This is a genomic window from Pseudomonas sp. KH_027, assembly GCF_057838565.1.
Window position 1 is genome coordinate 2,588,355 of sequence record NZ_CM174470.1, and the last position, 21,584, is coordinate 2,609,938.

The 21,584-nt window shown below is 61.1% G+C and carries 24 protein-coding genes and 1 pseudogene; 11 read left to right on the top strand and 14 right to left on the bottom strand.

Features of this window, described 5'->3' with window-relative positions:
• Positions 1 to 60: 60 nt before the first annotated feature.
• Both AC3IYG_RS12150 and AC3IYG_RS12155 read right to left on the bottom strand, forming a co-directional pair.
• A complete protein-coding gene (locus AC3IYG_RS12150; protein WP_489308704.1) occupies positions 61 to 363 on the bottom strand; it encodes a DUF1883 domain-containing protein in 303 nt (100 codons plus the stop codon).
• Between the two features lie 124 nt (positions 364 to 487).
• Positions 488 to 643 carry a hypothetical protein gene (locus AC3IYG_RS12155; RefSeq protein ID WP_489308706.1) on the bottom strand — a complete coding sequence of 52 codons (156 nt, stop codon included), beginning with the start codon at positions 641 to 643 and terminating at the stop codon, positions 488 to 490.
• Between the two features lie 335 nt (positions 644 to 978).
• On the opposite strand from AC3IYG_RS12155, the gene AC3IYG_RS12160 reads away from it, so the two are divergent.
• Entirely contained in the window at positions 979 to 1,203 is a 225-nt protein-coding gene (locus AC3IYG_RS12160) for a DUF2970 domain-containing protein (protein WP_489308708.1), read from the top strand.
• Positions 1,204 to 1,206: 3 nt separating this feature from the next.
• Here the strand turns inward: AC3IYG_RS12160 and AC3IYG_RS12165 are convergent, their stop codons facing one another.
• Complete coding sequence (locus AC3IYG_RS12165) at positions 1,207 to 2,274, bottom strand: ABC transporter substrate-binding protein (protein WP_489308710.1); 1,068 nt, start codon at positions 2,272 to 2,274, stop codon at positions 1,207 to 1,209.
• Positions 2,275 to 2,791: 517 nt separating this feature from the next.
• On the opposite strand from AC3IYG_RS12165, the gene AC3IYG_RS12170 reads away from it, so the two are divergent.
• Positions 2,792 to 4,450: a nitrite/sulfite reductase gene (locus AC3IYG_RS12170; protein WP_489308712.1), complete on the top strand. Its 1,659-nt coding sequence runs from the start codon at positions 2,792 to 2,794 to the stop codon at positions 4,448 to 4,450.
• Positions 4,434 to 4,934, top strand: coding sequence for a DUF934 domain-containing protein (locus tag AC3IYG_RS12175; protein WP_489308714.1), 501 nt, complete (start codon positions 4,434 to 4,436; stop codon positions 4,932 to 4,934). Before AC3IYG_RS12170 ends, AC3IYG_RS12175 begins: the two co-directional genes overlap by 17 nt.
• 69 nt (positions 4,935 to 5,003) lie before the next feature.
• On the opposite strand, the gene AC3IYG_RS12180 is transcribed toward AC3IYG_RS12175, so the two are convergent.
• On the bottom strand, positions 5,004 to 5,582 hold the full coding sequence (locus AC3IYG_RS12180; protein ID WP_489308716.1) for a TetR/AcrR family transcriptional regulator: 579 nt from the start codon (positions 5,580 to 5,582) through the stop codon (positions 5,004 to 5,006).
• A gap of 114 nt (positions 5,583 to 5,696) precedes the next feature.
• Here AC3IYG_RS12180 and AC3IYG_RS12185 point away from each other — a divergent pair, with 114 nt between their 5' ends.
• Positions 5,697 to 6,134 (top strand): hotdog fold domain-containing protein, encoded by a 438-nt coding sequence (locus AC3IYG_RS12185; RefSeq protein ID WP_489308718.1) that lies wholly within the window; start codon positions 5,697 to 5,699, stop codon positions 6,132 to 6,134.
• A 50-nt stretch (positions 6,135 to 6,184) separates the two neighbouring features.
• On the opposite strand, the gene AC3IYG_RS12190 is transcribed toward AC3IYG_RS12185, so the two are convergent.
• On the bottom strand, positions 6,185 to 7,177 hold the full coding sequence (locus AC3IYG_RS12190) for a YhdH/YhfP family quinone oxidoreductase (RefSeq protein WP_489308720.1): 993 nt from the start codon (positions 7,175 to 7,177) through the stop codon (positions 6,185 to 6,187).
• A gap of 43 nt (positions 7,178 to 7,220) precedes the next feature.
• The gene (gene sohB / locus AC3IYG_RS12195) at positions 7,221 to 8,240 is read right to left on the bottom strand and encodes a protease SohB (protein ID WP_489308722.1); all 1,020 of its coding nucleotides are present in this window, start codon (positions 8,238 to 8,240) and stop codon (positions 7,221 to 7,223) included.
• 230 nt (positions 8,241 to 8,470) lie between these two features.
• Between sohB and AC3IYG_RS12200 the strand changes: the two genes are divergently transcribed.
• The 4 genes from AC3IYG_RS12200 (at position 8,471) to AC3IYG_RS12215 (ending at position 11,630) form a co-directional block, all read left to right on the top strand.
• Positions 8,471 to 9,181: a histidine phosphatase family protein gene (locus tag AC3IYG_RS12200; RefSeq protein ID WP_489308724.1), complete on the top strand. Its 711-nt coding sequence runs from the start codon at positions 8,471 to 8,473 to the stop codon at positions 9,179 to 9,181.
• 63 nt (positions 9,182 to 9,244) lie between these two features.
• On the top strand, positions 9,245 to 9,559 hold the full coding sequence (locus AC3IYG_RS12205; RefSeq protein WP_489308726.1) for an SCP2 sterol-binding domain-containing protein: 315 nt from the start codon (positions 9,245 to 9,247) through the stop codon (positions 9,557 to 9,559).
• Positions 9,560 to 9,767: 208 nt separating this feature from the next.
• Entirely contained in the window at positions 9,768 to 10,835 is a 1,068-nt protein-coding gene (locus AC3IYG_RS12210) for a phosphotransferase family protein (RefSeq protein WP_489308728.1), read from the top strand.
• A 27-nt stretch (positions 10,836 to 10,862) separates the two neighbouring features.
• Positions 10,863 to 11,630, top strand: coding sequence for an SDR family oxidoreductase (locus AC3IYG_RS12215; protein ID WP_489308730.1), 768 nt, complete (start codon positions 10,863 to 10,865; stop codon positions 11,628 to 11,630).
• Positions 11,631 to 11,688: 58 nt separating this feature from the next.
• On the opposite strand, the gene AC3IYG_RS12220 is transcribed toward AC3IYG_RS12215, so the two are convergent.
• Positions 11,689 to 12,339 carry a hypothetical protein gene (locus tag AC3IYG_RS12220; RefSeq protein ID WP_489308732.1) on the bottom strand — a complete coding sequence of 217 codons (651 nt, stop codon included), beginning with the start codon at positions 12,337 to 12,339 and terminating at the stop codon, positions 11,689 to 11,691.
• A 99-nt stretch (positions 12,340 to 12,438) separates the two neighbouring features.
• On the opposite strand from AC3IYG_RS12220, the gene AC3IYG_RS12225 reads away from it, so the two are divergent.
• On the top strand, positions 12,439 to 13,224 hold the full coding sequence (locus tag AC3IYG_RS12225; RefSeq protein ID WP_489308734.1) for a TSUP family transporter: 786 nt from the start codon (positions 12,439 to 12,441) through the stop codon (positions 13,222 to 13,224).
• Here AC3IYG_RS12225 and nudC read toward each other — a convergent pair.
• The 3 genes from nudC to AC3IYG_RS12240 are packed head-to-tail and all read right to left on the bottom strand — an operon-like array spanning position 13,192 to position 16,564.
• Complete coding sequence (nudC, locus tag AC3IYG_RS12230) at positions 13,192 to 14,022, bottom strand: NAD(+) diphosphatase (protein WP_489308736.1); 831 nt, start codon at positions 14,020 to 14,022, stop codon at positions 13,192 to 13,194. The two genes, AC3IYG_RS12225 and nudC, sit on opposite strands and share 33 nt — an antisense overlap.
• Positions 14,022 to 15,701 (bottom strand): FimL-related protein, encoded by a 1,680-nt coding sequence (locus AC3IYG_RS12235; protein WP_489308738.1) that lies wholly within the window; start codon positions 15,699 to 15,701, stop codon positions 14,022 to 14,024. Before AC3IYG_RS12235 ends, nudC begins: the two co-directional genes overlap by 1 nt.
• A gap of 50 nt (positions 15,702 to 15,751) precedes the next feature.
• Positions 15,752 to 16,564 carry a crotonase/enoyl-CoA hydratase family protein gene (locus AC3IYG_RS12240; RefSeq protein WP_489308740.1) on the bottom strand — a complete coding sequence of 271 codons (813 nt, stop codon included), beginning with the start codon at positions 16,562 to 16,564 and terminating at the stop codon, positions 15,752 to 15,754.
• A 382-nt stretch (positions 16,565 to 16,946) separates the two neighbouring features.
• Between AC3IYG_RS12240 and AC3IYG_RS12245 the strand changes: the two genes are divergently transcribed.
• The gene (locus AC3IYG_RS12245) at positions 16,947 to 18,206 is read left to right on the top strand and encodes a putative Na+/H+ antiporter (protein ID WP_489308742.1); all 1,260 of its coding nucleotides are present in this window, start codon (positions 16,947 to 16,949) and stop codon (positions 18,204 to 18,206) included.
• Between the two features lie 188 nt (positions 18,207 to 18,394).
• Here the strand turns inward: AC3IYG_RS12245 and AC3IYG_RS12250 are convergent.
• From AC3IYG_RS12250 to AC3IYG_RS12265, 4 genes and pseudogenes are all read right to left on the bottom strand, one after another.
• Positions 18,395 to 18,529, bottom strand: a pseudogene (locus tag AC3IYG_RS12250) (amino acid permease); the annotation flags it as partial.
• Between the two features lie 105 nt (positions 18,530 to 18,634).
• On the bottom strand, positions 18,635 to 19,381 hold the full coding sequence (gene dnaQ, locus AC3IYG_RS12255; protein ID WP_489308744.1) for a DNA polymerase III subunit epsilon: 747 nt from the start codon (positions 19,379 to 19,381) through the stop codon (positions 18,635 to 18,637).
• Entirely contained in the window at positions 19,374 to 19,826 is a 453-nt protein-coding gene (gene rnhA, locus AC3IYG_RS12260) for a ribonuclease HI (protein WP_489308746.1), read from the bottom strand. Before rnhA ends, dnaQ begins: the two co-directional genes overlap by 8 nt.
• Before the next feature lie 12 nt (positions 19,827 to 19,838).
• Positions 19,839 to 20,603, bottom strand: a complete 765-nt coding sequence (locus AC3IYG_RS12265; protein WP_489308748.1) for a methyltransferase domain-containing protein — start codon at positions 20,601 to 20,603, stop codon at positions 19,839 to 19,841.
• Between the two features lie 107 nt (positions 20,604 to 20,710).
• On the opposite strand from AC3IYG_RS12265, the gene gloB reads away from it, so the two are divergent.
• On the top strand, positions 20,711 to 21,490 hold the full coding sequence (gene gloB / locus AC3IYG_RS12270) for a hydroxyacylglutathione hydrolase (protein WP_489308750.1): 780 nt from the start codon (positions 20,711 to 20,713) through the stop codon (positions 21,488 to 21,490).
• Positions 21,491 to 21,584: the final 94 nt, after the last annotated feature.

The window sequence follows — 21,584 nt, forward strand, 5'->3', positions numbered from 1 at the left end:
ACCAGGCTCGCACATGCGGGCCTGGTCGTTTTGAAGCGCCGCTGCGCGCGCCTGCAACACTCAACTCAGCCGTGATGGCGACTTGCGGACGATCTTGATCGAGTGTGTGAGCGTCGGCTTGCGGGTGACACTGATCGCCTTGCGCGTGACGGTGTCGATGGTGATGTTCCAGAACCCGGTACTGGGCACCGGGATTTTCACTGGGAATTTGTCGAAGGCGCCGCCGTGATAGCTATGCCGAGCGCCATTCTTGAAGCTGCGAAAATTCGCGTCGCTCATCAGGCGAATATTGCAGGTTTGCGAACACTCGATGACGACAATATCGTCCTCATTCAGATGTTCACGCTGATGTATGAATTTCATTTACAGCTCCGCACAGCTTCTTCAGCTAAATCAAAACGATAGCATGAACCTTGGCGGGCGGGTTAAACCGCGCACAGGACAATGCCAGGTTTCGGCTTGAAGCGCCCTGGCTTGGCTTATTGGCTCAGACTGTAATCGCGCCCCACAAGCACACCGACTTGACCCTGGCCAGCAAGATGCCGGTCTGCCTGAGGTTGATCCGCCGCAAGAGTTTGTCGATTTCGTTCTTGAAACCGAGCACGACACTCAAGTTGCTCTGCTGCGGTTCGACCTTCAGCAATTACACCTGAAACTGAGCATCCAGCTGCGCGAGTTCGGAGATGGCTATGGCGTCATCCGCACCCTGTGCCGATTCACGCCCCCTCGGCGCCCCCCTTCAGTGAAGCCGCTGAATTGTTCGTAAAAGCCGGGTTTGCCGGCTAGCCGCATGCAGGACTTTCCCCGCGTACAGCCCGATCGGAACAGTATTGAGCTATGGTTGGCAGGCCATCTGGCGCCTGCCAATTACCCTATGCGCATGGGTTTCAATGGCTGTCGCATGGATCCGGCAATGAGGCAGTCGGGCGCGGACTCAGCGTTAGCGCCTTGCAAGCGATTGAAACCCAGGAGAGGTTTATGGACGAGCAAAACAACGACAACGACAAACCGCCAACGCTCTGGCAGATGCTCCACAGCGTGCTGGCCGCGGCGTTCGGCGTACAGAGCGGGAAGAATCGCACCCGTGACTTCACACGCGGCAAACCCAGCCACTTCATCATTCTGGGCCTGCTTTTCACGTCAGTCTTCGTGCTGGTGATCTTCGGGGTGGTCAAGTTCGTCCTGCACCTGGCCGGACTCTGACGCTCAGTTGAGCAGCGCTTTCAACGAGAAATCGTAGGTGCGCATCTTGGGTCGATTGACGGCGCTGAAACGGCGAAAATTCAGCCGGTAGCCTTTTGTTTGGATCTGTTGCAGCAGGCGTGCTGATTGCTGCTTGTCCAGCAACATGAACAGCGGGACCTGACGATCCTTGCCGCCACGTGTGGCGAAGTCCAGACCGGCATCGTAGTCATGCAGCAGCACCATTGCCCAACCGCCCCCAGTGAAGTGGCCGCCGACCAGAACGCTGACGCGATCCTGCTGGCGCGCCATCAACACTTCGGGTGAGGTGTTGATGGCCGAAAAAAGCATGTCCTGACCCGGTGTCTTGCCCAGCTCTTCCGCCGCGCGCATGGCGCCGAAGGCCATTTCGTCATTCGCCGCCCAGATCAGGCTGACCGCCGGATAGCGTGGCAGCAACACATGAGCCTGATCGTAGGCACGTTGATTATTCCACTCGCTGTACACCAACTGCCGCAAGCGCACTTCAGGGTGCTCGGCCAGTGCCTTGCGCAACCCCTTCTCCCGCAGTTGAGCGGCCGGGGTCTGCTTGATACCCGAAAACGCCAGCATTTCCAGCGGCCCGGCGGAGACGCGCAAACGCCGCTGCTGGATCAGGCCGCTGGCCATCATATAACCCGCTTCTTCGTCGTTCGGCACCAGGCTACCGATCCAGTTCGGGTACAGGCCCCGGTCATGGCCAAGCAGGCTCTGCTGGTCGGCTGTCAGCGTGCTACCAACCGCGAAGAGTTTGACCCCGGAATCCTTGGAGAGGCGCAAAATCTCCGGGCCGGCACTCTGCTCGTTGACGAAGATCAGGTAGTCCGGCCGCGACGTGCCCTGCAGCACTGCGCGCGCCTGGCTGAGCATCATCTGCGGGTCACGCTCGGCATACAGGATTTGCAGCGACATATCGAGATCATCGGCGGCGGCCTGCATGAACTGCGAATAGCTGACCCAGTAGGTCTCGGTAGACTTACCCGGATTCAGGAAAACCACGGTGGCCGCACTGGCCAGACCACAGGCAAGCAACCCCGATATTGCAACCGCCACCCACAAAAACCACTTCAACTTCAGCACTCACAGGTAAATTCGCAGCGCAGTATACCAGCCACGGTAGTGGCCTTATGTCACCACTCATCAACAAGGCGCCGAAACAATGACGCCGCCTCTGCTTGGTAGCCAGAGACGGCGCCGCTGAAGTTCGATGTTGGGCCGGTTACTGGTGACTCACCCAGTACACTGCGGTGGCCACTGCCAGCAGGATCAAGATGAAGATCGCGCGTGCATCAACCACGCTGTCGCGGTTATCGGGTTCGGAATGGTCGGTCATGGCTTCCCCTGTTGTTGTGTTTATTAGGTGGCTCGCTTTGGCAGTTAAGACCAGGAAGGCCGCCGACTCAAGCTGTGCAGCGGCGCACTGGCTTTTGTTTATACCCCAAGGTTCTGTACTTATATTAAAACATCACTTTTGCGCATAACTCTGAGCTGGTATCTTGCCCCAGCTCCGCCAGGAGTGCGCGGCCGTGCGCGCTGATTAGCTGTAAGCAGCCTGAAAACAGGACACTTCATGTACGTCTACGATAAATACGATCAACACATCATCGAGAGCCGCGTCAGGCAGTTCCGTGATCAGACCCGCCGTTACCTGGCTGGCGAGCTGTCAGGCGAAGAGTTCCGCCCGCTGCGTTTGCAGAATGGTCTCTACATCCAGCGCTATGCGCCGATGCTGCGCGTTGCCGTTCCATACGGCCTGCTGTCCTCGGCTCAAGTGCGCAAGATGGCGCAAATCGCCCGTGACTTCGACAAAGGCTACGCGCACATCAGTACCCGGCAGAACGTCCAGTTCAACTGGCCCGAGCTGGAAGACGTACCCGATATCCTCGCCGAGCTGGCGACCGTGCAGATGCACGCGATCCAGACCAGCGGCAACTGCATCCGCAACACCACCACCGACCAATTCGCCGGTGTCGCCAAGGATGAACTGATCGACCCGCGCCCCTGGTGCGAAATCATCCGCCAGTGGTCGACCTTCCATCCCGAGTTCGCCTACCTGCCGCGCAAATTCAAGATTGCCGTCAATGGTGCGGTCAGTGACCGCGCGGCGATCGAAGTGCACGACATTGGCCTGGAAGCCGTCCATAACGCTGCCGGCGAACTGGGCTTCCGGGTTTCCGTGGGGGGCGGCCTCGGTCGTACGCCAGTGGTTGGCTCCTTTATCAATGAATTCCTGCCCTGGCAGCACCTGCTGACGTATCTGGACGCCATTCTGCGGGTCTACAACCGCTATGGCCGTCGCGATAACAAGTTCAAGGCGCGGATCAAGATCCTGGTCAAAGCACTCGGCCCGGATGTCTTCGCCGAAAAGGTCGAGGCCGAGTGGGCGTTCCTCAAGGACGGCCCCAGCACCCTGACCGACACCGAAGTCCAGCGGGTGAGCCAGTACTTCGTCGACCCCGGCTACCAAGCCCTGCCCGACGAAGACGCCGCCCTCGCCCAGCTCGATGCCGAGCACCCGGGTTTTGCCCGCTGGCGCGCCCGCAACGTGGTCGCCCACAAGAAGCCGGGCTATGCCGCCGTCACCCTGTCGCTGAAACCAACCGGCGTCGCCCCGGGCGATGTCACTGACAAGCAGCTGGATGTCATCGCCGACCTGGCCGATCGCTTCAGCTTCGGCGAGGTGCGCAACTCCCACGAGCAGAACATCATTCTCGCCGACGTCGAACAGGCCAAGCTGTTCCAGCTCTGGGGCGAGCTGCGCGAGAACGGTTTCGCGACGCCGAATATCGGCTTGCTGACCGACATCATCTGCTGCCCGGGTGGCGACTTCTGCTCGCTGGCCAACGCCAAGTCGATCCCGATCGCCGAAGCCATCCAGCGCCGCTTCGAAGACCTGGATTACCTGTTCGACATCGGTGAAATCGACCTGAACATCTCCGGCTGCATGAATGCCTGCGGCCACCACCACGTGGGCCATATCGGCATCCTCGGCGTGGACAAGAAAGGTGAAGAGTTCTACCAGGTTTCCCTCGGCGGCAGCGCCAGCCGTGACGCCAGCCTGGGCAAAATCCTCGGCCCCTCCTTCGCCCAGGACGTAATGCCGGATGTGATCGAAAAACTGATCAATGTCTACGTCGAGAAGCGCACCGAAGACGAGCGCTTCATCGACACCTTCCGCCGTATCGGCATCGACCCCTTCAAGGAACGTGTTTATGCAGCGAATCATTAAAAACAACCAAGTCATCGACGAAACCTGGCACCTGCTGCCCAAGGATGCCTCGCTCGAAGGCCTGTCCAACTGCGACGACCTGATCGTGCCGCTGAGCCTCTGGCGCGAGCACAGCCATGCGCTCAAAGCCCGTGACGGCGGCCTGGGCGTGTGGCTGGACAGTGATGAAGCCGTGGAAGAGCTGGCTGACGACCTCGCCCACTTCCAGGTGATCGCCCTGAACTTCCCGGCATTCACCGACGGCCGCCACTTCTCCAGTGCGCGCCTGTTGCGTGAGCGCTACCGCTACACTGGCGAAGTGCGGGCCATCGGCGATGTATTGCGCGACCAACTGTTCTTTATGCGCCGCTGTGGCTTCGATGCCTTCGCCGTACGCCCGGATCGCGATCCGTTCGATGCGCTGGAAGGCCTCAAGGACTTCAGCGAGTTCTACCAGAACGCTGCCGACCAGCCACTGCCGCTGTTCCGCCGCCGGCAAGACTGACGCCTCGTCCGCGCATAAGAAAAGCCCCGCACCGCGGGGCTTTTTTCATCGTCCGCCAGGGGATCGCATTCAAGCCCTGACGCTGTCCCAGGCTATCTGCGCCAGCAGCTCGCGGCACTCCGCCAAACTCGTCTGGGTGCGCCCCGCAAGCCAGTTGCGGGCAAAATCCTGGGTCGGACCAATCACCACCGAAGCAAAACACTCCGCCGGCATCGCCTTGAACGCCCCCGCCGAGCGATAGGTCGATAGCGCCTCGCCGATTCGCCCGTAGTGCACCCGATTGGACTCACGCAGTTGCTCGCCCAGTTCACTGGCTTCAACCCGTCCACGGCTGTGCAGGATGAAACGCGCCCAGTCCGGGTTCGCCACCACCCAATCGATGTAGCTGATCACCAACAGCTTGACGTACTCCTGCGCGCTTTCCACCGTGGCAAAGCCCGCTTCCAGGCGCGCGGCATATTCGCCGACACCCGCAAGGTAGAGCGCGCCGATGATGCGTTCCCGGTTGCCGAAGTGGTGATACAGGCTACCGATACTGGCCCCCGAGCGATCACGGATCATCTCGATGGTGGTGGCATCCACGCCGATCTCGGTGAAACAGGCCAGGGCGGCCTGGAGGATCTCGTCTTTACGGGAGGGACGGCCCATGGGTTTCCTTGGAAAATTCGTACTAGAATATTTTTCTAGAATTAATTTCTAGAGCTCATATACTGCCTCGGTGCGCACACATCTTCAATCCCGAACCCTATCAAGGAATTACCCATGAGTCAGATGTTGCAGATGTACAAACAGGCCGGCGCGGCGCAGTTCAGTGCCATGATCGGCCAGGTGGCGCCTTACTTTGCCAGCATCGCCCCACAGTTCGTCGAACTGCGCCAAGGCTATGCCGAGGTGACCTTTGCAAAACGTCGTGAAGTCCTCAACCATATCGGCACCGTGCATGCCATTGCCCTGTGCAACGCCGCCGAGCTCGTTGCCGGCACCATGACCGATGCCTCGATTCCAGCCGGCTGCCGCTGGATTCCGCGCGGCATGACGGTGGAATACCTGGCCAAGGCGGATGGCGATATTCGCGCTGTCGCCGATGGCAGCGCAGTGGACTGGAACACCCTCGGTGATGTCACCGTCCCGGTCATGGCTTATGTCGGTGACAAAGCCGTGCTGCGGGCCGAGATCACCATGTACGTCAGCCAGGCTTGACACGAAACGGCCCGGCAAATGCCGGGCCGTTTCGCGCGACTTATGCAGGCTCAGTCCAGGTTTACCAGCACCCGCCCGACCTGCTTGCCGGCGAGAATCTGCTCGATCGCTTCCGGCAGTTGTTCAAGAGTGAGCTCATGGGCCAGCGCCTCGAGGTTGGTCAGTTTCCACTGCACCGACAGCCTGTCCCACATGGAGGCCTTGACCACCAGCGGCAGCTCGACCGAATCGACGCCCAGCACGTTGACCCCGCGCAGAATAAACGGCAACACACTGCCCGTGAACGCGACGCCGGCGGTCAGCCCACAACAGGCCACACTGGCGCCGTATTGCAGGGACTTGACCACGTTGAACAGAATGTCGCCGCCAACGGTGTCCACCGCCCCAGCCCACTGCTCCTTGAGCATCGGTTTATCCGTACCGGCCTGCAGCGCGCTGCGCTCGACTATCTGTTGCGCGCCAAGCCCCTTGAGAAACGCGCCCTGCTCAGCCTTGCCGGTAGACGCGGCGACCCGATAGCCGAGGCTCGACAACAGCGCGACAGCCACGCTGCCCACGCCTCCCGTGGCGCCGGTGACCAGGACCGGGCCGGCATCAGGCGTCAGCCCCGCCTGCTCGAGCTTGTCGATGCACAACGCCGCCGTCAGGCCCGCCGTTCCCAGCACCATCGCCTCACGCAGTGAAAGGCCTTTCGGGCGCTTGATCGCCCAGGCGGCCGGCACCCGGATGTACTGACCGAACCCCCCGGCGGTGTTCATCCCCAGGTCGTAGCCGGTGATGATCACTTCATCGCCAGTGGCGAACTCGGCAACGCTCGACTCAGCCACCACGCCCGCCGCATCGATGCCCGGCGTATGCGGATAATTACGGGTCACACCACGGTTACCGCTGGCGGAGAGCGCATCCTTGTAGTTGAGCGAAGAATACTGCACGCGGATCAGCAGCTCGCCAGCGGGCAACTCGGCGGTGTCGCGCTCGACCACCTTCCGCTCGAACACACCCGCCACCCCTTCACTGACCTGCAGCGCCTTGAACCCGCTCATTTCTCTCTCCTCAGCACTGGAAACCCCGTCAGTCGAAACCTGCTTACCAGAACCGCTGCTGCTGCAGACGGCTCCACCAGGTCAGCACCAGCCGGTCGAGGGCGACACTGGCCGCCATGCCGACACGCTCTTGCAGGCTTTTCTTCTGGGCATAGTGCAACTGGAACACGTCGGCCGCTTTAGCCCGATCGGCAAGGTATTCATCACTGGTCTTCAACTCGTCGACCAGCTGTTTGCCCAGCGCGGCCTGGCCAAGCCAGACCTCACCCGTCGCCACCTCATCGATGGCCAGTTGCGGGCGATAGCGGGCAACGAAGTTCTTGAACAATTCGTGAGTGATTTCCAGGTCTTCCTGAAACTTCTCACGCCCCTTATCAGTATTCTCGCCAAATACCGTCAACGTACGCTTGTACTCACCAGCGGTAAGCACCTCGAAATCGATTTCGTGCTTTTTCAGCAAGCGATGGACGTTCGGCAATTGCGCCACCACGCCGATGGAACCGAGGATGGCAAAAGGCGCGGAGATAATCTTTTCGCCAATGCAGGCCATCATGTAACCGCCGCTCGCGGCCACCTTGTCTACACAGACGGTCAATGGAACCCCGGCCTGGCGGATACGCGCCAGTTGCGAGGAGGCCAAGCCATAGCTGTGCACCATGCCGCCGCCACTCTCCAGGCGCAGTACCACTTCATCCTGCGGCGTCGCCAGGCTCAGCAGCGCAGTGACTTCATGGCGCAGGTGCTCGGTAGCCGAAGCCTTGATATCACCATCGAAATCCAGCACGAAAACCCGCGCCTTGTGCTTGCCATGCTTCTTCGCCAGCTTGGCAGCCTTGGCTTCTGCTTTGTGAATGGCCTTGAGTTGGTCCTTATCCAGTACCGATTGCTGCAAGCGTTCATGCAGCGCCTTGTAGAAGTCATTGAGTTTATGCACCTGCAACTGGCCGCTGCGGCGGCGCCCTCGGCCACGCAGGGCGGCAATCACCACCAGCACCACCAGAATGGCCACGACCAGCGTTACCGTCTTGATCAAAAAGCCAGCGTACTCAGCTAAAAACTCCACATGGTTCCCCTCAAGTTCCCTGCTATCCGCCCTGCTACGGGCAGCCTGCGTATCGCCCAAGCATACCGACGCGGCCTGTCGCCGACCAGCAGCTAACAGACCCGCTCGATAGCGACCGTTGGATACAAAGCCAGATCGCGCAATTCAAACAAGCGTATGTTTTTTCGTTGACAGGCCCAATCTATCCTCATAACCTCGCGAGACTTTCACCGTAGCGGGATGACGCTGACGTGGGCAGCATTTACTTGATTCGCCATGGCCAAGCATCGTTCGGCGCCGCCGACTACGATGTGCTTTCCGCTATCGGTATTCGCCAGGCCGAAGAGCTGGGCAAGCATTTTGCCGCGCTCGACCTGCGCCTCGACCGTTGCCTGAGTGGCAGCCTGCAGCGCCAGCAGCATACCGCCAAGGCCGCACTGGCACAGCTCAGCGCCGCCGGCCTGGCCGTGCCGGAAATCGAAACAGATGCCGCCTTCAACGAATTCGATGCCGACGCGGTAATCCGCGCCCTGCTCCCGGACCTGCTGCCCGAAGAACCCGAAGCCCTGCATGTACTGCGCAATGCGGCGCAGAACCGCGCCGAGTTCCAGCGCCTGTTCTCGCGCCTGATCGGTCGCTGGGTTTCCGGCGAACACGACCAGCCGGGACTGGAAAGCTGGTCAGGCTTCGTCGACAACGTACAGGCAGGCCTCGAGCGTATTCTCGAACAAGCCTCCAGCAAGGATAACGTTGCCGTATTCACCTCCGGCGGCACTATCACCGCGCTGCTGCAGATCATCACCGGCGTACCCGCCGACAGAGCCTTCGAGCTCAACTGGCAGATCGTCAACACTTCGCTCAACCGCTTGAAGTTCCGCGGTCGCGAGGTGGCCCTGGCTTCCTTCAACAGTCATGTGCATTTAGAACTGTTGAAGGCGCCGGAACTCATCACCTTCCGCTGAGTTCCGGCCCACTGTGGCCCGCAAGGCCGCGAGAAAAACCTGAAAACTATAAAGGATCGAACCATGACCACAGTTGCTGACATCGCCCAAAACATGCAATCCAAGTTCAACTCTGCCGCTGCTGCTGGCCTGGACCTGGTATTCGGTTTCAAAATCGAAGATGGCGAGAACTTCTTCCTGACCGTTAAAGATGGCTCTTGCGAACTGACCCAAGGTGAATCGGCCAACGCCAACGTCACCCTGATCATGAACACCGAAACCCTGGCCGGCATCACCACCGGTGAAACCGACGGCATGCAGGCGTTCATGGGCGGCAAACTGCGCGCTGAAGGCGACATGATGCTGGCGATGAAGCTGGGCGAGCTGTTCCCGGTCTAAGCATCTAAGCTTGTGCCGTAAGATAAAAACCGGAGTCTTCAGACTCCGGTTTTTTTTCGCCACCAACCTGCTGCGCTTGATCAATCAGGCAGGCTGATTAACCAGCAACACGCTCGCCAATAAGGGCTCGCGACGCTTGTGACGCCCCCCTAGCGGCATTAGATTAGCCAATAGTCGAAGGCCCCCATCATAAGTAGAAGGGATAAGCATGGCGCTTACTGACCAATCCACCCGTATCCGCGCTGGCGAAGAACTCGACGCCGCGATCATTGACTCGTACCTCAAGGCGCACATTCCCGGCCTGGTTGGCGAGCCGCGCATCAGCCAGTTCCCGGGCGGTGCATCCAACCTGACCTATCTGCTCGAATACCCTGAGCAGGAGTTCGTCCTGCGCCGTCCGCCATTTGGCCACAAAGCCAAATCGGCCCACGACATGGGTCGCGAATACCGCATTCTCAATCAGCTCAAAGACGGTTTCCCCTATTGCCCGAAAGCCTACGTGCACTGCACCGACGAATCGGTGATCGGCGCCGAGTTCTATGTGATGGAACGGGTCAACGGCATCATCCTGCGCTCCGAACTACCGCCGGAACTGGGCCTCGACGCGCAGAAGACCGCAGCCCTGTGCAAGAGCTTTATCGACAAGTTCGTCGAACTGCACAACGTCGACTATCAAGCCTGCGGCCTTGGCGACCTGGGCAAACCAGAAGGCTATGTACAGCGCCAGATCGGCGGCTGGAGTGACCGCTACGAGAAGGCTCTGACCCCTGACGCGCCGACCTGGGAAACCACTAAAGCCTGGCTGAAAGACAAGATGCCTGCCGATCACCACAAGTCGAGCATCGTGCATAACGACTACCGCTTCGACAACGTCATCCTCGACCCGCACAACCCGATGCAAATCATCGGCGTACTGGATTGGGAACTGACCACTATCGGCGACCCACTGATGGACCTGGGCAATACCCTCGCCTACTGGATCGAAGCCAATGACCCGCCGCCGGTGCAACTGATGCGCCGGCAGCCGAGCAATGCCCCCGGAATGCTGACCCGCCAGGAGTTCGTCGATTACTACGCCGAGCGTTCGGGCATCCAGATCGACAATTTCGACTTCTACTACACCTACGGCCTGTTCCGCCTGGCTGGCATCGTGCAGCAGATTTACTACCGCTTCTTCCATGGCCAGACCCAGGACAAACGCTTCGCGCAGTTCATCCACATGAACAAGCTGCTGGAGCAGATGAGCCTGCAAGTCATCAACAAATCGACGCTGTAACCAACGGCCCATCACTAGGGGAACCCCATGTCCAAGACCACACTGTTCGACCTCGACGGCAAAATCGCTTTCGTCTCGGGTGCCAGCCGCGGTATCGGTGAGTCCATCGCCAAACTGCTGGCCCAGCAAGGTGCCCATGTCATTGTCTCCAGCCGCAAGATCGACGGCTGCCAGGCCGTGGCCGACGCGATCATCGCCGATGGCGGCAAAGCCACCGCCATCGCTTGCCACATCGGCGAGATGGAGCAGATTCAGAGCGTGTTCGCCCAGATTCGCGAACAGTTCGGTCGTCTGGACATCCTGGTCAACAACGCCGCCACCAACCCGCAGTTCTGCAACGTGCTGGACACCGATCTGTCGGCCTTCCAGAAGACCGTGGATGTGAACATCCGCGGCTACTTCTTCATGTCCATCGAAGCCGGCAAGCTGATGCGTGAAAATGGCAAAGGCAGCATCATTAACGTTGCCTCGATCAATGGCGTATCGCCGGGCGTGTTCCAGGGCATCTACTCGGTGACTAAGGCCGCGGTGATCAACATGACCAAGGTCTTCGCCAAGGAATGCGCGCAGTTCGGCATCCGCTGCAACGCGCTGCTGCCCGGCCTGACCGACACCAAGTTCGCCTCGGCGCTGGTCAAGAACGACGCGATCCTCAACGTCGCGCTGCAGCAGATCCCGCTCAAGCGCGTGGCAGACCCCAGCGAAATGGCCGGCACCGTGCTGTACCTGGCCAGCGATGCGTCCAGCTACACCACCGGCGTGGCGCTGAATGTGGATGGCGGCTTCCTCTCCTGAGTGATCGCCAGCCAATAAAAAAGGGACCCATCGGGTCCCTTTTTTTATTCGCAGAGCATTATTGCCAGTCTTTCAATGCCTGATGTGCCGCCTGATTCAGTGGCTGGGCCAGCAGGCCGGTCGGCGACAAGCTGACGGCATACACGGCACCATCGGCAATTGGCAGGTAAGTCACCCGCAAGGCCTGCGGATTGAATAGAAACAGGTCGTGCTGCCCGAGCCGCAGCCAGCGCCAGAGATCGACGCCATATGGGCTTTGCGCCAAGGTGGCTTGCCCATGTTGAGCCAGCGCCTGCTGTTCGATCGCAAGGAAACGCCCAGAGAGTTTTTCCAAGCGGTAGCCGGGTTGCAAACCAATCAAGGCTGCCAGACCTTTCCACTCGATCATCCGCGCATCCAACTGCCAGAGATCGCCCTCCAGGGCCACCGTGCGCTCTTCGGCGCCCTCCAGCAGGTTGACGCGGTAGCGTTGCGGGCCGTCGGCCTGAAAGCTCAGGGTCACCAGTGGCTTGCCTTCGGGCAGCGGCGTGTAATCGAGCAGGTCATAAGCAACCAATCCGACCAGCCCGGCCAACGCCAGAAAGACCAAACCCACGGTGCCGCGTAGCCAGCCGAGAAACCAATGCCGATTGAACAGGATGCGCGCGGCGACCAACACCGCCAGCAATGCCAGCAGTGCTATGCCCCAAGCCAAACCGTCATACTGCATACGCCCAATTCCTTCCGCTTAAAATAGCCGGCATTATGCGGAGCAAGCCCGCAGACGAACAGCCAGGTCGCTGCACAATCGGACACTAGTCGACTTTTTATGCCCTTTCCTTTTGAACTCGTTGTTGACCCCACTACCCTCGCGATACTTGCCATGGTGGCTTTTGTAGCCGGCTTCATCGACGCCATTGCCGGCGGTGGCGGCCTGCTGACCATTCCCGCACTGCTCACCGCCGGGTTGCCACCGCATCTGGTGCTCGGCACCAACAAGCTGTGCGCCACCTTCGGTTCGGCTACCGCCAGCTACACCTTCTACCGGCGCAAGCTGTTCGCGCCAAGACTTTGGCGCAACGCCCTGATCGGCACCGCAATCGGCGCCCTGCTCGGCGCAGGCCTGGCCCACTGGCTACCCGCCGCCTGGCTGAACCAGATGCTGCCGGCGGTGGTTTTCGCCTGCGGGCTTTATCTGCTCTTCGGTGGCACGCCCGCCGCGCCATCCAACCCGGATGCGCCCATCGCCACCGGGCGCCAGTGGCCGCAAGGGCTGGGGCTGGGCTTTTACGACGGGGTTGCCGGCCCTGGCACCGGGGCCTTCTGGACGGTCAGCAGCCTGCTGCTCTACCCGCTCGATTTGCTGCGCGCCAGCGGCGTAGCGCGCAGCATGAACTTCGTCAGCAATGCCGCGGCGCTGGCGGTGTTTATCGTCTCGGGTCAGGTTGCCTGGCTGCTCGGCATCAGCATGGGCATTGCCTTGATGGCAGGGGCTTTTTTCGGTGCACGCACCGCCATCAAAGGCGGCTCGAAATTCATCCGCCCGGTATTCATTCTGATGGTACTGGCGTTGACCGCGCGGCTAGCTTGGCAGCACTGGTTCGGCATGGCCTGAGCGGCGCGCCAGGTACAAATCGACCAGGTAGCGCGCAATCGAGCGCGATGGCGGCAAAGGCGGCAGCGCATCGAGCTTGAACCAGCGCGCATCTTCGATCTCGTCGACCTGCATGACGATTTCGCCGCTGGCATATTCAGCGTGGTACCCGAGCATCAGCGAGTGCGGAAACGGCCAGCCCTGGCTGCCCAGGTACTGCGGTTGGTGGATTTCCAGCCCGACTTCCTCACGCACCTCGCGTGCCACGCAGTGCTCGACCGACTCTCCCGGCTCGACGAAGCCGGCCAGCGTGCTGTACATGCCCGGCACGTAGCGCGGCGAACGCGCCAAGAGGATCTCGTCGCCGCGCGTCACCAGCACGATCATGCTCGGCGAGAGACGCGGGTAATGCTGTTGCTCGCAGTTCGAGCAGTACATGCAGCGCTCGGTGGCCGAGCGCTGCATCCGCGCACCGCAACTGCCGCAGAAGCGGAACTGATCGGCCCAGGTCGCGACCTGGGCGGCAAAACCCAGCAACCTGAAGGTTTCGTACTCGGCCTGTAGCATGAACTGACGCAAGCTTTGCCAGGCACAATCGGGCACCTCGGCGGCCTGCTCCAGATCGAGCAGGTAGATCGGGTCGCCATCGAAGTAGCCCAGGCCATGCTCGGCGCGAATCGGCAGGTCCTGGCGCTTGAGCCACTCGCGCGGGAAGAGCACGCCGTTGCGGTCGGCAAGAAAGTTCTGTTTGTAATGCGCCAGCACCCAACCACCGGGCTTCTCGATATCGAGCACCGCAGGCTGCCAGCGCGCGCTCATCAGGCGGCCACCGAAAGGCCCAAAGCACGCACGCTTTCGGCTGCAAGATCCAACACGCTGGGGCTGGTTTCCGGGCGCAGCACCGCACCGCCTTCCAGGTAATATTCCAGGCTGGTCAGCGCATCCGCGAGGGTTTCCAGCATCTGCTCGGAGGGCATTTGCGGAGTCTCGAGCATCTGCTTCTGGATGTACTCGCCACAGGCGCCGACCAGCACTGCTGCACGCTTCTGATCGAGGAACCACAACCCGCCACGCACGGCCTGCAAGCTGAAGGGGACATTGGCCAAGTGCAGCTTGTCGCCATTGGATTCGAGGTAAGAGGTGATCGCCCGCTTGGCCAGCGCCAGGCCCGCCTGAGCCTCGTCAACCACCACGATGCGCGCCTCGGTGAGCTGATGCTGGGCAAAGGAGGTCGCTTCGTCGCCCGGCTGGACCTCAACTGGGCGAGTGTCACGCCCTTCGCCGCGCTCCAGGCTGGCGACCATGCTTTCCACGTAGAGCACCGCATCGGCCAACTTGTGCAGCATCTGCGGCTCGACCGGGGTGTTTTCACTCCAGCCGGCGACCACTTGCAGCTGGTTGCCGAGCGTCGCGCCGGCCGAACTCAGGCCCACCATGCCAAGGGTCTTGGCCAGCTTGCCGAGCAACGCATGCAGGCTGCTCAACCGCTCGCTGTCGACGGTGCCACGCTCGATCAGGTCGAGCAGGTCTTTGACGCTGGCCAGCTCTTCACGAATCGCCGAAGACAACGAACGCATCACCGCACGGCCCGGGCCAGCCAGGCGCTGGTATTCCTCTTCCAACAATTGGTCCGTGAACGGCAGCGCCGCCAGGCCAAAGGTGTCGCGCATTTGCGTCGCCAGCGGGCCATGGCTGTCGGCCAGCGCCACGAGATACAAGAGCTCCTTGAGCAGGTTGCGCGGTGCTTCGTACTGCGCGTTACCGAGCAGCAGTTTCAACTCGCGGTCGATGCGGGCGAACAGCTGCTTGCGGGATTTGCGCGGCAGCAGTTGACCATCGACCTGCGCTTCGAGCGCGGCGGTGCCAATCCAGCACAAGCGGCCACGGGCCTGGCCAACAAACAGGTTATCCAGGCGCATCAAGGCGCGGCCCATGAGCTTCAGGCTGGCCTGCAGGTTTTGTTCGCGAATGAAACCCAGCAGGCCGACTTGATACATCTGCCGCAGGCGCCGTGCATCGGCGTTCTGCGACGCCGTCTCGAAGGCTGGCGGCTGAGTCTGTGGGCGCACCTGGTCGAGCCGCGCGCTGAAGAAAAAGCTCTCCGGCAAGGCCGGTTGCGCGCCGGCCTGGCGCAGGTCGTTGATGGCCGGGAGCAGCAGCTCCGGCATCTCCTGGCGATGGAATTCGAGGTTTTCCAGGTAGCGACGCAGCACATGCAATGCATTGCTCAACGCCGACAGCTGCACATCGCGCTCTTCGCCCGCGCCCGCCGGAATATCGGTGGCCTGCTGCAGGACTTCCTGCGCCAGCAATTCGGCACCGGCCAGCTCGATCAGATTGAGCGTGCCACGCACTTGCTGCAGGTACTCGACCGCCTGTTGCAACAGGCTGCCATTGTGCCGCTCGGCAATGAACTGCTCGAGACTCTGCTCGGCTTCTTCAATGGTGGCGAACAGCTCGTCGCGCACCAGACTAAGGGACGTGGCTCCAGAAACCATGGCCTAGTGCGCCTCCAGCGCCGATGATGAAAACAGTGGCTGATACTGCATCAGTCGGCGAATTCCGGCTTTTGCTTGCTCATGTGCGCGGTCATTGCCACACGCAGATCAGCGGATTGCAACATGGCGGCGTTCCAGGTCGCGACGTACTCCAGGCCATCGTCGACGCGGTGGTCGCGCATGTAGCCAATCATCTTCTTGGTGCCACGGATCGCAATCGGCGACTTACTGGCGATCTCGTGGGCGATAGTAAACACCCCATCGAGGAGTGCCGCTTGATCGGCAAAGGTGCGATTGACCAGGCCGATGCTGCGCGCCTCTTCGCCGCCGATGGTACGACCGGTAAAAGCCAGTTCGCGCATCATGCCGTCGCCAATAATGCGCGGCAGGCGCTGCAGCGTACCGACATCGGCGGCCATGCCCATGTCGATTTCCTTGATCGAGAATTGCGCATCGAGGCTCGCATAGCGCATGTCGCAAGCCGAAATCAGGTCGATGGCGCCGCCCAGGCAAAAACCTTGAATCGCCGCCAGCACCGGTTTGCGGCAGGCATCCACGGCATTGAACGAAGCCTGCAGCTCGAGAATCTTGCGTCGCAGCGCCTCGGCGTTACGGCCAACGTCACTGCCCAGCTGATTGCCCGCCTGCGCCAGAAGCATCAGGTCGATGCCGGAGGAAAAATGCTTGCCGGCCCCCGAGAGCACCACCACCCGAACCTCATCGGTGACATCGATCCAGCGGAAGATATCGATGATCTCCGTCCAGAAATCGGCGTTCATGGCGTTGATCTTTTCCGGGCGATTGATCACTACATGGGCGATCTTACCTGCCAACTCGACACGAAAAGCTTTGTAGTCGGACACTACAGTCATCCTCGGCACAGGCGGTGCGGGCGCGTATAGAAATATTGTTATGGATAAAACTGCCCAACTATAACAAGCGCGCAATAAATGTCGATGCCGGCCTCTGTGACGCAGGCCACGCTGCCGGACTTCAAAACCTTTTTGAGTAAGCGAGTTAAACTGTTGATCTGTTTAGAGTCTCGTCTGCAATCAGCGCCCACCTCCAGGCAAGGATCGCTCGACGGCCATGATGGCTCCGGGCCTTCGGTCACGGCGTCGCCGGCCAGCTGCTGATTGGCGAATTCATTTTCACCCCGGGCACGATGCTTACAGGCTCTCCCCCACCTCTGGTGGAGCGCCCGAGCTTCCCGAGGGCTCCAACTGACACTCCAAGGAGAAGTGCGTGACCCCCACCACCATTCAGCTGATAGGTGCCGTGCTGTTTGCCGTTGCGATCCTGCACACCTTCGCCACCAAGTTTTTCGAGCAATTGGCGCATAGCCGACCGGCCCATGCCGGGTTGTGGCACTTGCTGGGCGAAGTCGAAGTCGTGTTTGGCTTCTGGGCGCTGATCCTGATCCTGGCGATGGTCGCCACTGACGGCCCGACAGTGGCAACGCACTACCTCGACACGCGCAACTTCACCGAGCCGATGTTTGTCTTTGCGATCATGGTGATTGCGGGCACCCGGCCGATCCTGCAAACCGCAATGGCGGGTGTGCGCCTGGTCTCTCGGGCCATCCCCTTGCCGGGTAGCATGGGCTTCTATTTCACCGTTTTGGCGCTGGTGCCCTTGCTCGGTTCATTCATCACCGAGCCTGCCGCCATGACGCTGGCTGCGCTGATCCTGGCCGAGCACATCTTTGCCCGCGGCGCTTCATCGCGATTGAAGTACGCGACGCTGGGCGTGCTGCTCGTGAATATCTCAATCGGCGGCACCCTGACACCGTTCGCCGCGCCCCCCGTGCTGATGGTCGCCGGAAAGTGGGACTGGAATATCGGCTTCATGCTGGTGACGTTCGGCTGGAAGGCCGCCATTGCGGTCGCCGTGAATGCCCTCGGCGCGACGATGCTGTTTCGCAAGGAGTTGGCCAAGTTGCCGCTGCTAACCAGCAATACCCGTGCCGACGCCGTGCCGTTGCCCTTGATCGTTGCGCACCTGGGGTTTCTGACCGGCGTCGTGGTGTTTGCTCATCACACAGCCGTTTTCATGGGCTTGTTTCTCTTCTTCCTCGGCGTGGCCCATGCCTATCAACGCCACCAAAACCGCTTGATCCTGCGCGAAGGGTTGCTGGTCGCCTTCTTCCTGGCGGGGCTGGTCGTACTGGGCGGGCAGCAGCAGTGGTGGTTGCAACCGGTGCTGATGAGCATGAGCAGTGACGCCGTGTTCTTCGGCGCGGCCATCCTGACGGCTGTCACCGACAACGCGGCCCTGACCTACCTGGGCTCACTGGTCGAAGGCCTGTCCGATAGCTTCAAGTACGCCCTGGTCGCCGGCGCCGTCACAGGCGGCGGCCTGACCATCATTGCCAACGCACCTAATCCGGCAGGCATTTCCATCTTGCGCGGGCACTTCGACGATGAAGCAGTGAATCCACTGAATCTGTTTTTGGCCGCACTGCCGCCGACCATCATTGCGGCTTTGGCGTTCCGATACTTGTGAGCAAGGCGCGGCACGTGCCCGCGCACCCCCTAAGCCATTGGGTTTAGCGGGCTTTGTTTTCCGTTCCGCGAGACGAGCCCATGCTTGATGCCGGCTCCTGCAGCAGTGCTTCGCCCTGCACCCGGTTGCGCCATTGGCGCCAGCTGTAGAGCGCACTACCGGCCATCAGCACCAGAAACCCCCAGAAGGAGGCTCAAGCCGCCATAGGCAGCGAGGCTGGACGGCAAGAGAAACACCCCCGAACCGACCATATTGCCAATCACCCGCGCGGAACAGGTCCAAAACCCCATGCTGCCGGTCTTGCTCATCGCTCCCTGACTCATCCCGCCTCCACCTGAGTTACGCCTCGATGCCACTCAGGGTATAGCAGCCGCCGCTCGGGCTGTCCTGGCGGCACAGGCCCGGCATCTCGGCATCCGAGCCAAGGCTCAGGCGTCGGCTTTCGGCTGCTCCATCTGCACCCAGAGCGGCACGGCGCCGGCAGATTTTTCGATAATCGCCAGCCGGGCGGCATGCTCGGCCAACTCTTCGGCACTGGCACGGATCACCCGCGTGCGCTGACGATCGGCCGGCAAGCGGCGAATCTCACTGGCCTCGCTGCCGCCACTGGAATTGTTGCCATCCGAGGCATTGCCGGCCAGGGACAGGCTGGTCTGGCCACCGGTCATACTCAGGTAGACGTCGGCAAGAATCTCGGCATCGAGCAACGCACCGTGCAACTCGCGCCCGGAGTTGTCTACGTCGTAGCGCTTGCACAGGGCATCGAGGTTGTTGCGCTGCCCCGGATGACGCTCACGGGCCATCAGCAGAGTGTCGAGCACCGAGCAATGCTCGGTGATGTCGGCACGCTCCTGCTGGCCGATCAAGGCGAATTCGTTGTTGATGAAGCCGATGTCGAACGCCGCGTTATGGATGATCAGCTGCGCGTCTTTGATAAACTCGAAGAACTCTTCTGCAACCTCGCGAAAGCGTGGCTTGTCGAGCAGAAACTCATTGGTGATGCCGTGCACCGCGATGGCGCCCTCATCACTTTCCCGATCCGGCTGCAGGTAGACATGGAAATGCCGCCCAGTCAGACGCCGACCGATCAACTCGACGCAACCGATCTCGATGATCCGGTGACCGTCGGTGACCGGCATACCGGTGGTTTCGGTATCCAGTACCACACTACGCATGCTTTAGGCCCCTCACTTCGTCCACACCACGGTTGGCCAATTGGTCGGCGCGCTCGTTGCCATGATGGCCGGTGTGCCCACGCACCCATTTCCAGGTGACGTGGTGACGATTGACCTGTTCATCCAACTGCTGCCAGAGATCGGCATTCTTGACCGGCTGCTTGGCGGCGGTTTTCCAGCCGCGCTTCTTCCAGTTGACCAGCCACTCCTTCATGCCCTTCATGACATATTCGGAGTCGGTCACCAGCAACACTTCGCACGGCCGCTTGAGCTCTTCCAGGCCACGGATGGCCGCGGTCAGCTCCATGCGGTTGTTGGTGGTATTGGCTTCGCCACCCCACAACTCTTTTTCCACGCCCTTGAAAACCAGCAGCGCGCCCCAGCCACCCGGGCCGGGGTTACCTTTGCAGGCGCCGTCGGTGAAAATTTCGATCTGTTCGCTCATTAGTTTTGCTGCTCAGGTGTCACTTTCGGAATCACGCCGGCTGACCTTGGCCACCGGCATTGGCACCAGCTTGCCCATGGGCGCTCGCTGGGCCTGACGCAGTGGCCGCAATCCGATTACCAGCTTGCGCGCCACCAATAGATAGAAGCCTGCGCCCGGCATCTGCCAGGCACGCCCCCAAGTCTCCAAGCAGCCCAGGCGCGATTGCCAGGCACTTGAAGCAAGCGGCGGACGATAGCACCCGAAGCGACGTTTCTCCAGCGCAAAGCCGAGCAGGTGCAGCCAGTCGCTGACCCGTGTCGGCGCGATACAGCGCGCCTCACGCAAGGCATCGCGGGCGAACACATGGCGCAAGCCCCAACTGCTCCAGGGGTTGATGCCAATGATCAGCAAATGCCCACCCGGGCGCACGCTGCGCGCCGCCTCGCGGAGCAAACCGTGGGGTGACAGACAGAAGTCCAGGCCGTGCTGCAACACCACCACATCCGCGGCGGATTCGGTCAGCGGCCAGGCTTGCTCCTCGCACGCGATCTCGACCCCAGGCAAGGGCGCCCCCAGGCGCACATTGCGCTGGATCTGCTTGGCACTCGAAGGCACCTCGGCCGAGGGTCCGTAATGCACCAGATAACCACCGAAGAAGCGCGCCAGCTCGTCCTCCAACAAGCGCCGCTCGTCTTCCAGCAAGAGCTGCCCCAGCGGCCCGTCGAGCCAACTGCGCGCGGCACAGGTCAAAGCGAGCCAGTCGGGGTCGGCCTGGGCGAAAGCCTGATCGGTCATAACAGCCTCTCCGTCGATTAACCCTGGGGCGCGACTGAACAAAAAACGCCAGACAGGGCAGTTGCGCTCTAAGATGCGCCAATGTGTTCAGCTTAGCGATTCAGGCCATGATACAGATCGACGCCCTCCCTGCTTTCAACGACAACTACCTGTGGTTGTTACAAGACACTGCCAAGCAACGTTGCGCGGTGGTCGACCCCGGCGACGCGGCCCCGGTGCTGGCCTGGCTGGCGGCACATCCCGGCTGGCAACTGAGCGATATCCTGGTCACCCACCATCATTTCGACCACGTCGGCGGCGTCGAACAGCTCAAGGCCGCCACCGGTGCACGGGTTCTGGGCCCCGAGCGGGAGACCATCCCGGGCCGCGACATCGCCCTGCGTGAAGGCGATCAGGTAGAAGTGCTCGGCCGCCACTTTCAGGTTTTCGAGGTGCCGGGCCATACCCTCGGGCATATCGCCTACTACCATGCCGACCCGCAGCACCCCTGGCTGTTCTGTGGCGACACCCTGTTCGCCGCCGGTTGCGGGCGCTTGTTCGAGGGCACGCCTGAGCAGATGTACGACTCGCTGAGCCGCCTGGCCGCCCTGCCCGACCCGACGCAGGTTTACTGCACCCACGAATACACCCTCAGCAACCTGCGCTTCGCCCAAGCGGTAGAACCGCAGAACCCCGACATCGCCCAACGCCTGGCCGACGTCAGCGCCTGTCGGGCTGCCGGGCGCATCAGCCTGCCCTCGACCCTGGCCCTGGAACGCGCGACCAATCCCTTTTTACGCAGCAGCGAACCCGACGTCATCGAGAAAACCGACAAGCGGGATGGCAGCAAAAATCGTCTACCCAGCGCGGTCTTTGCCAGCCTGCGCGCCTGGAAGGATCAGTTCTGAATACATCGCCGGCTGCCCCTTGCGCCGGTTAAAACTTGACCACCTGGAGTACCGTTCCTAGAATCGGCCGATCTTTTCGCCTGGAATAACCTCC

Coding starts and splice junctions, on each gene's coding strand:
- AC3IYG_RS12180 (WP_489308716.1), bottom strand. CDS start 5,582: ATGGGCCGTCCCTCCCGTAAAGACGAGATCCTCCAGGCCGCCCTGGCC.
- AC3IYG_RS12210 (WP_489308728.1), top strand. CDS start 9,768: ATGGCGCTTACTGACCAATCCACCCGTATCCGCGCTGGCGAAGAACTC.
- AC3IYG_RS12220 (WP_489308732.1), bottom strand. CDS start 12,339: ATGCAGTATGACGGTTTGGCTTGGGGCATAGCACTGCTGGCATTGCTG.
- AC3IYG_RS12160 (WP_489308708.1), top strand. CDS start 979: ATGGACGAGCAAAACAACGACAACGACAAACCGCCAACGCTCTGGCAG.
- AC3IYG_RS12185 (WP_489308718.1), top strand. CDS start 5,697: ATGAGTCAGATGTTGCAGATGTACAAACAGGCCGGCGCGGCGCAGTTC.
- rnhA (WP_489308746.1), bottom strand. CDS start 19,826: ATGAGCGAACAGATCGAAATTTTCACCGACGGCGCCTGCAAAGGTAAC.
- AC3IYG_RS12190 (WP_489308720.1), bottom strand. CDS start 7,177: ATGAGCGGGTTCAAGGCGCTGCAGGTCAGTGAAGGGGTGGCGGGTGTG.
- AC3IYG_RS12150 (WP_489308704.1), bottom strand. CDS start 363: ATGAAATTCATACATCAGCGTGAACATCTGAATGAGGACGATATTGTC.
- AC3IYG_RS12170 (WP_489308712.1), top strand. CDS start 2,792: ATGTACGTCTACGATAAATACGATCAACACATCATCGAGAGCCGCGTC.
- AC3IYG_RS12215 (WP_489308730.1), top strand. CDS start 10,863: ATGTCCAAGACCACACTGTTCGACCTCGACGGCAAAATCGCTTTCGTC.
- AC3IYG_RS12235 (WP_489308738.1), bottom strand. CDS start 15,701: ATGGTTTCTGGAGCCACGTCCCTTAGTCTGGTGCGCGACGAGCTGTTC.
- AC3IYG_RS12205 (WP_489308726.1), top strand. CDS start 9,245: ATGACCACAGTTGCTGACATCGCCCAAAACATGCAATCCAAGTTCAAC.
- AC3IYG_RS12225 (WP_489308734.1), top strand. CDS start 12,439: ATGCCCTTTCCTTTTGAACTCGTTGTTGACCCCACTACCCTCGCGATA.
- AC3IYG_RS12265 (WP_489308748.1), bottom strand. CDS start 20,603: ATGACCGATCAGGCTTTCGCCCAGGCCGACCCCGACTGGCTCGCTTTG.
- dnaQ (WP_489308744.1), bottom strand. CDS start 19,381: ATGCGTAGTGTGGTACTGGATACCGAAACCACCGGTATGCCGGTCACC.
- AC3IYG_RS12175 (WP_489308714.1), top strand. CDS start 4,434: ATGCAGCGAATCATTAAAAACAACCAAGTCATCGACGAAACCTGGCAC.
- nudC (WP_489308736.1), bottom strand. CDS start 14,022: ATGAGCGCGCGCTGGCAGCCTGCGGTGCTCGATATCGAGAAGCCCGGT.
- gloB (WP_489308750.1), top strand. CDS start 20,711: ATGATACAGATCGACGCCCTCCCTGCTTTCAACGACAACTACCTGTGG.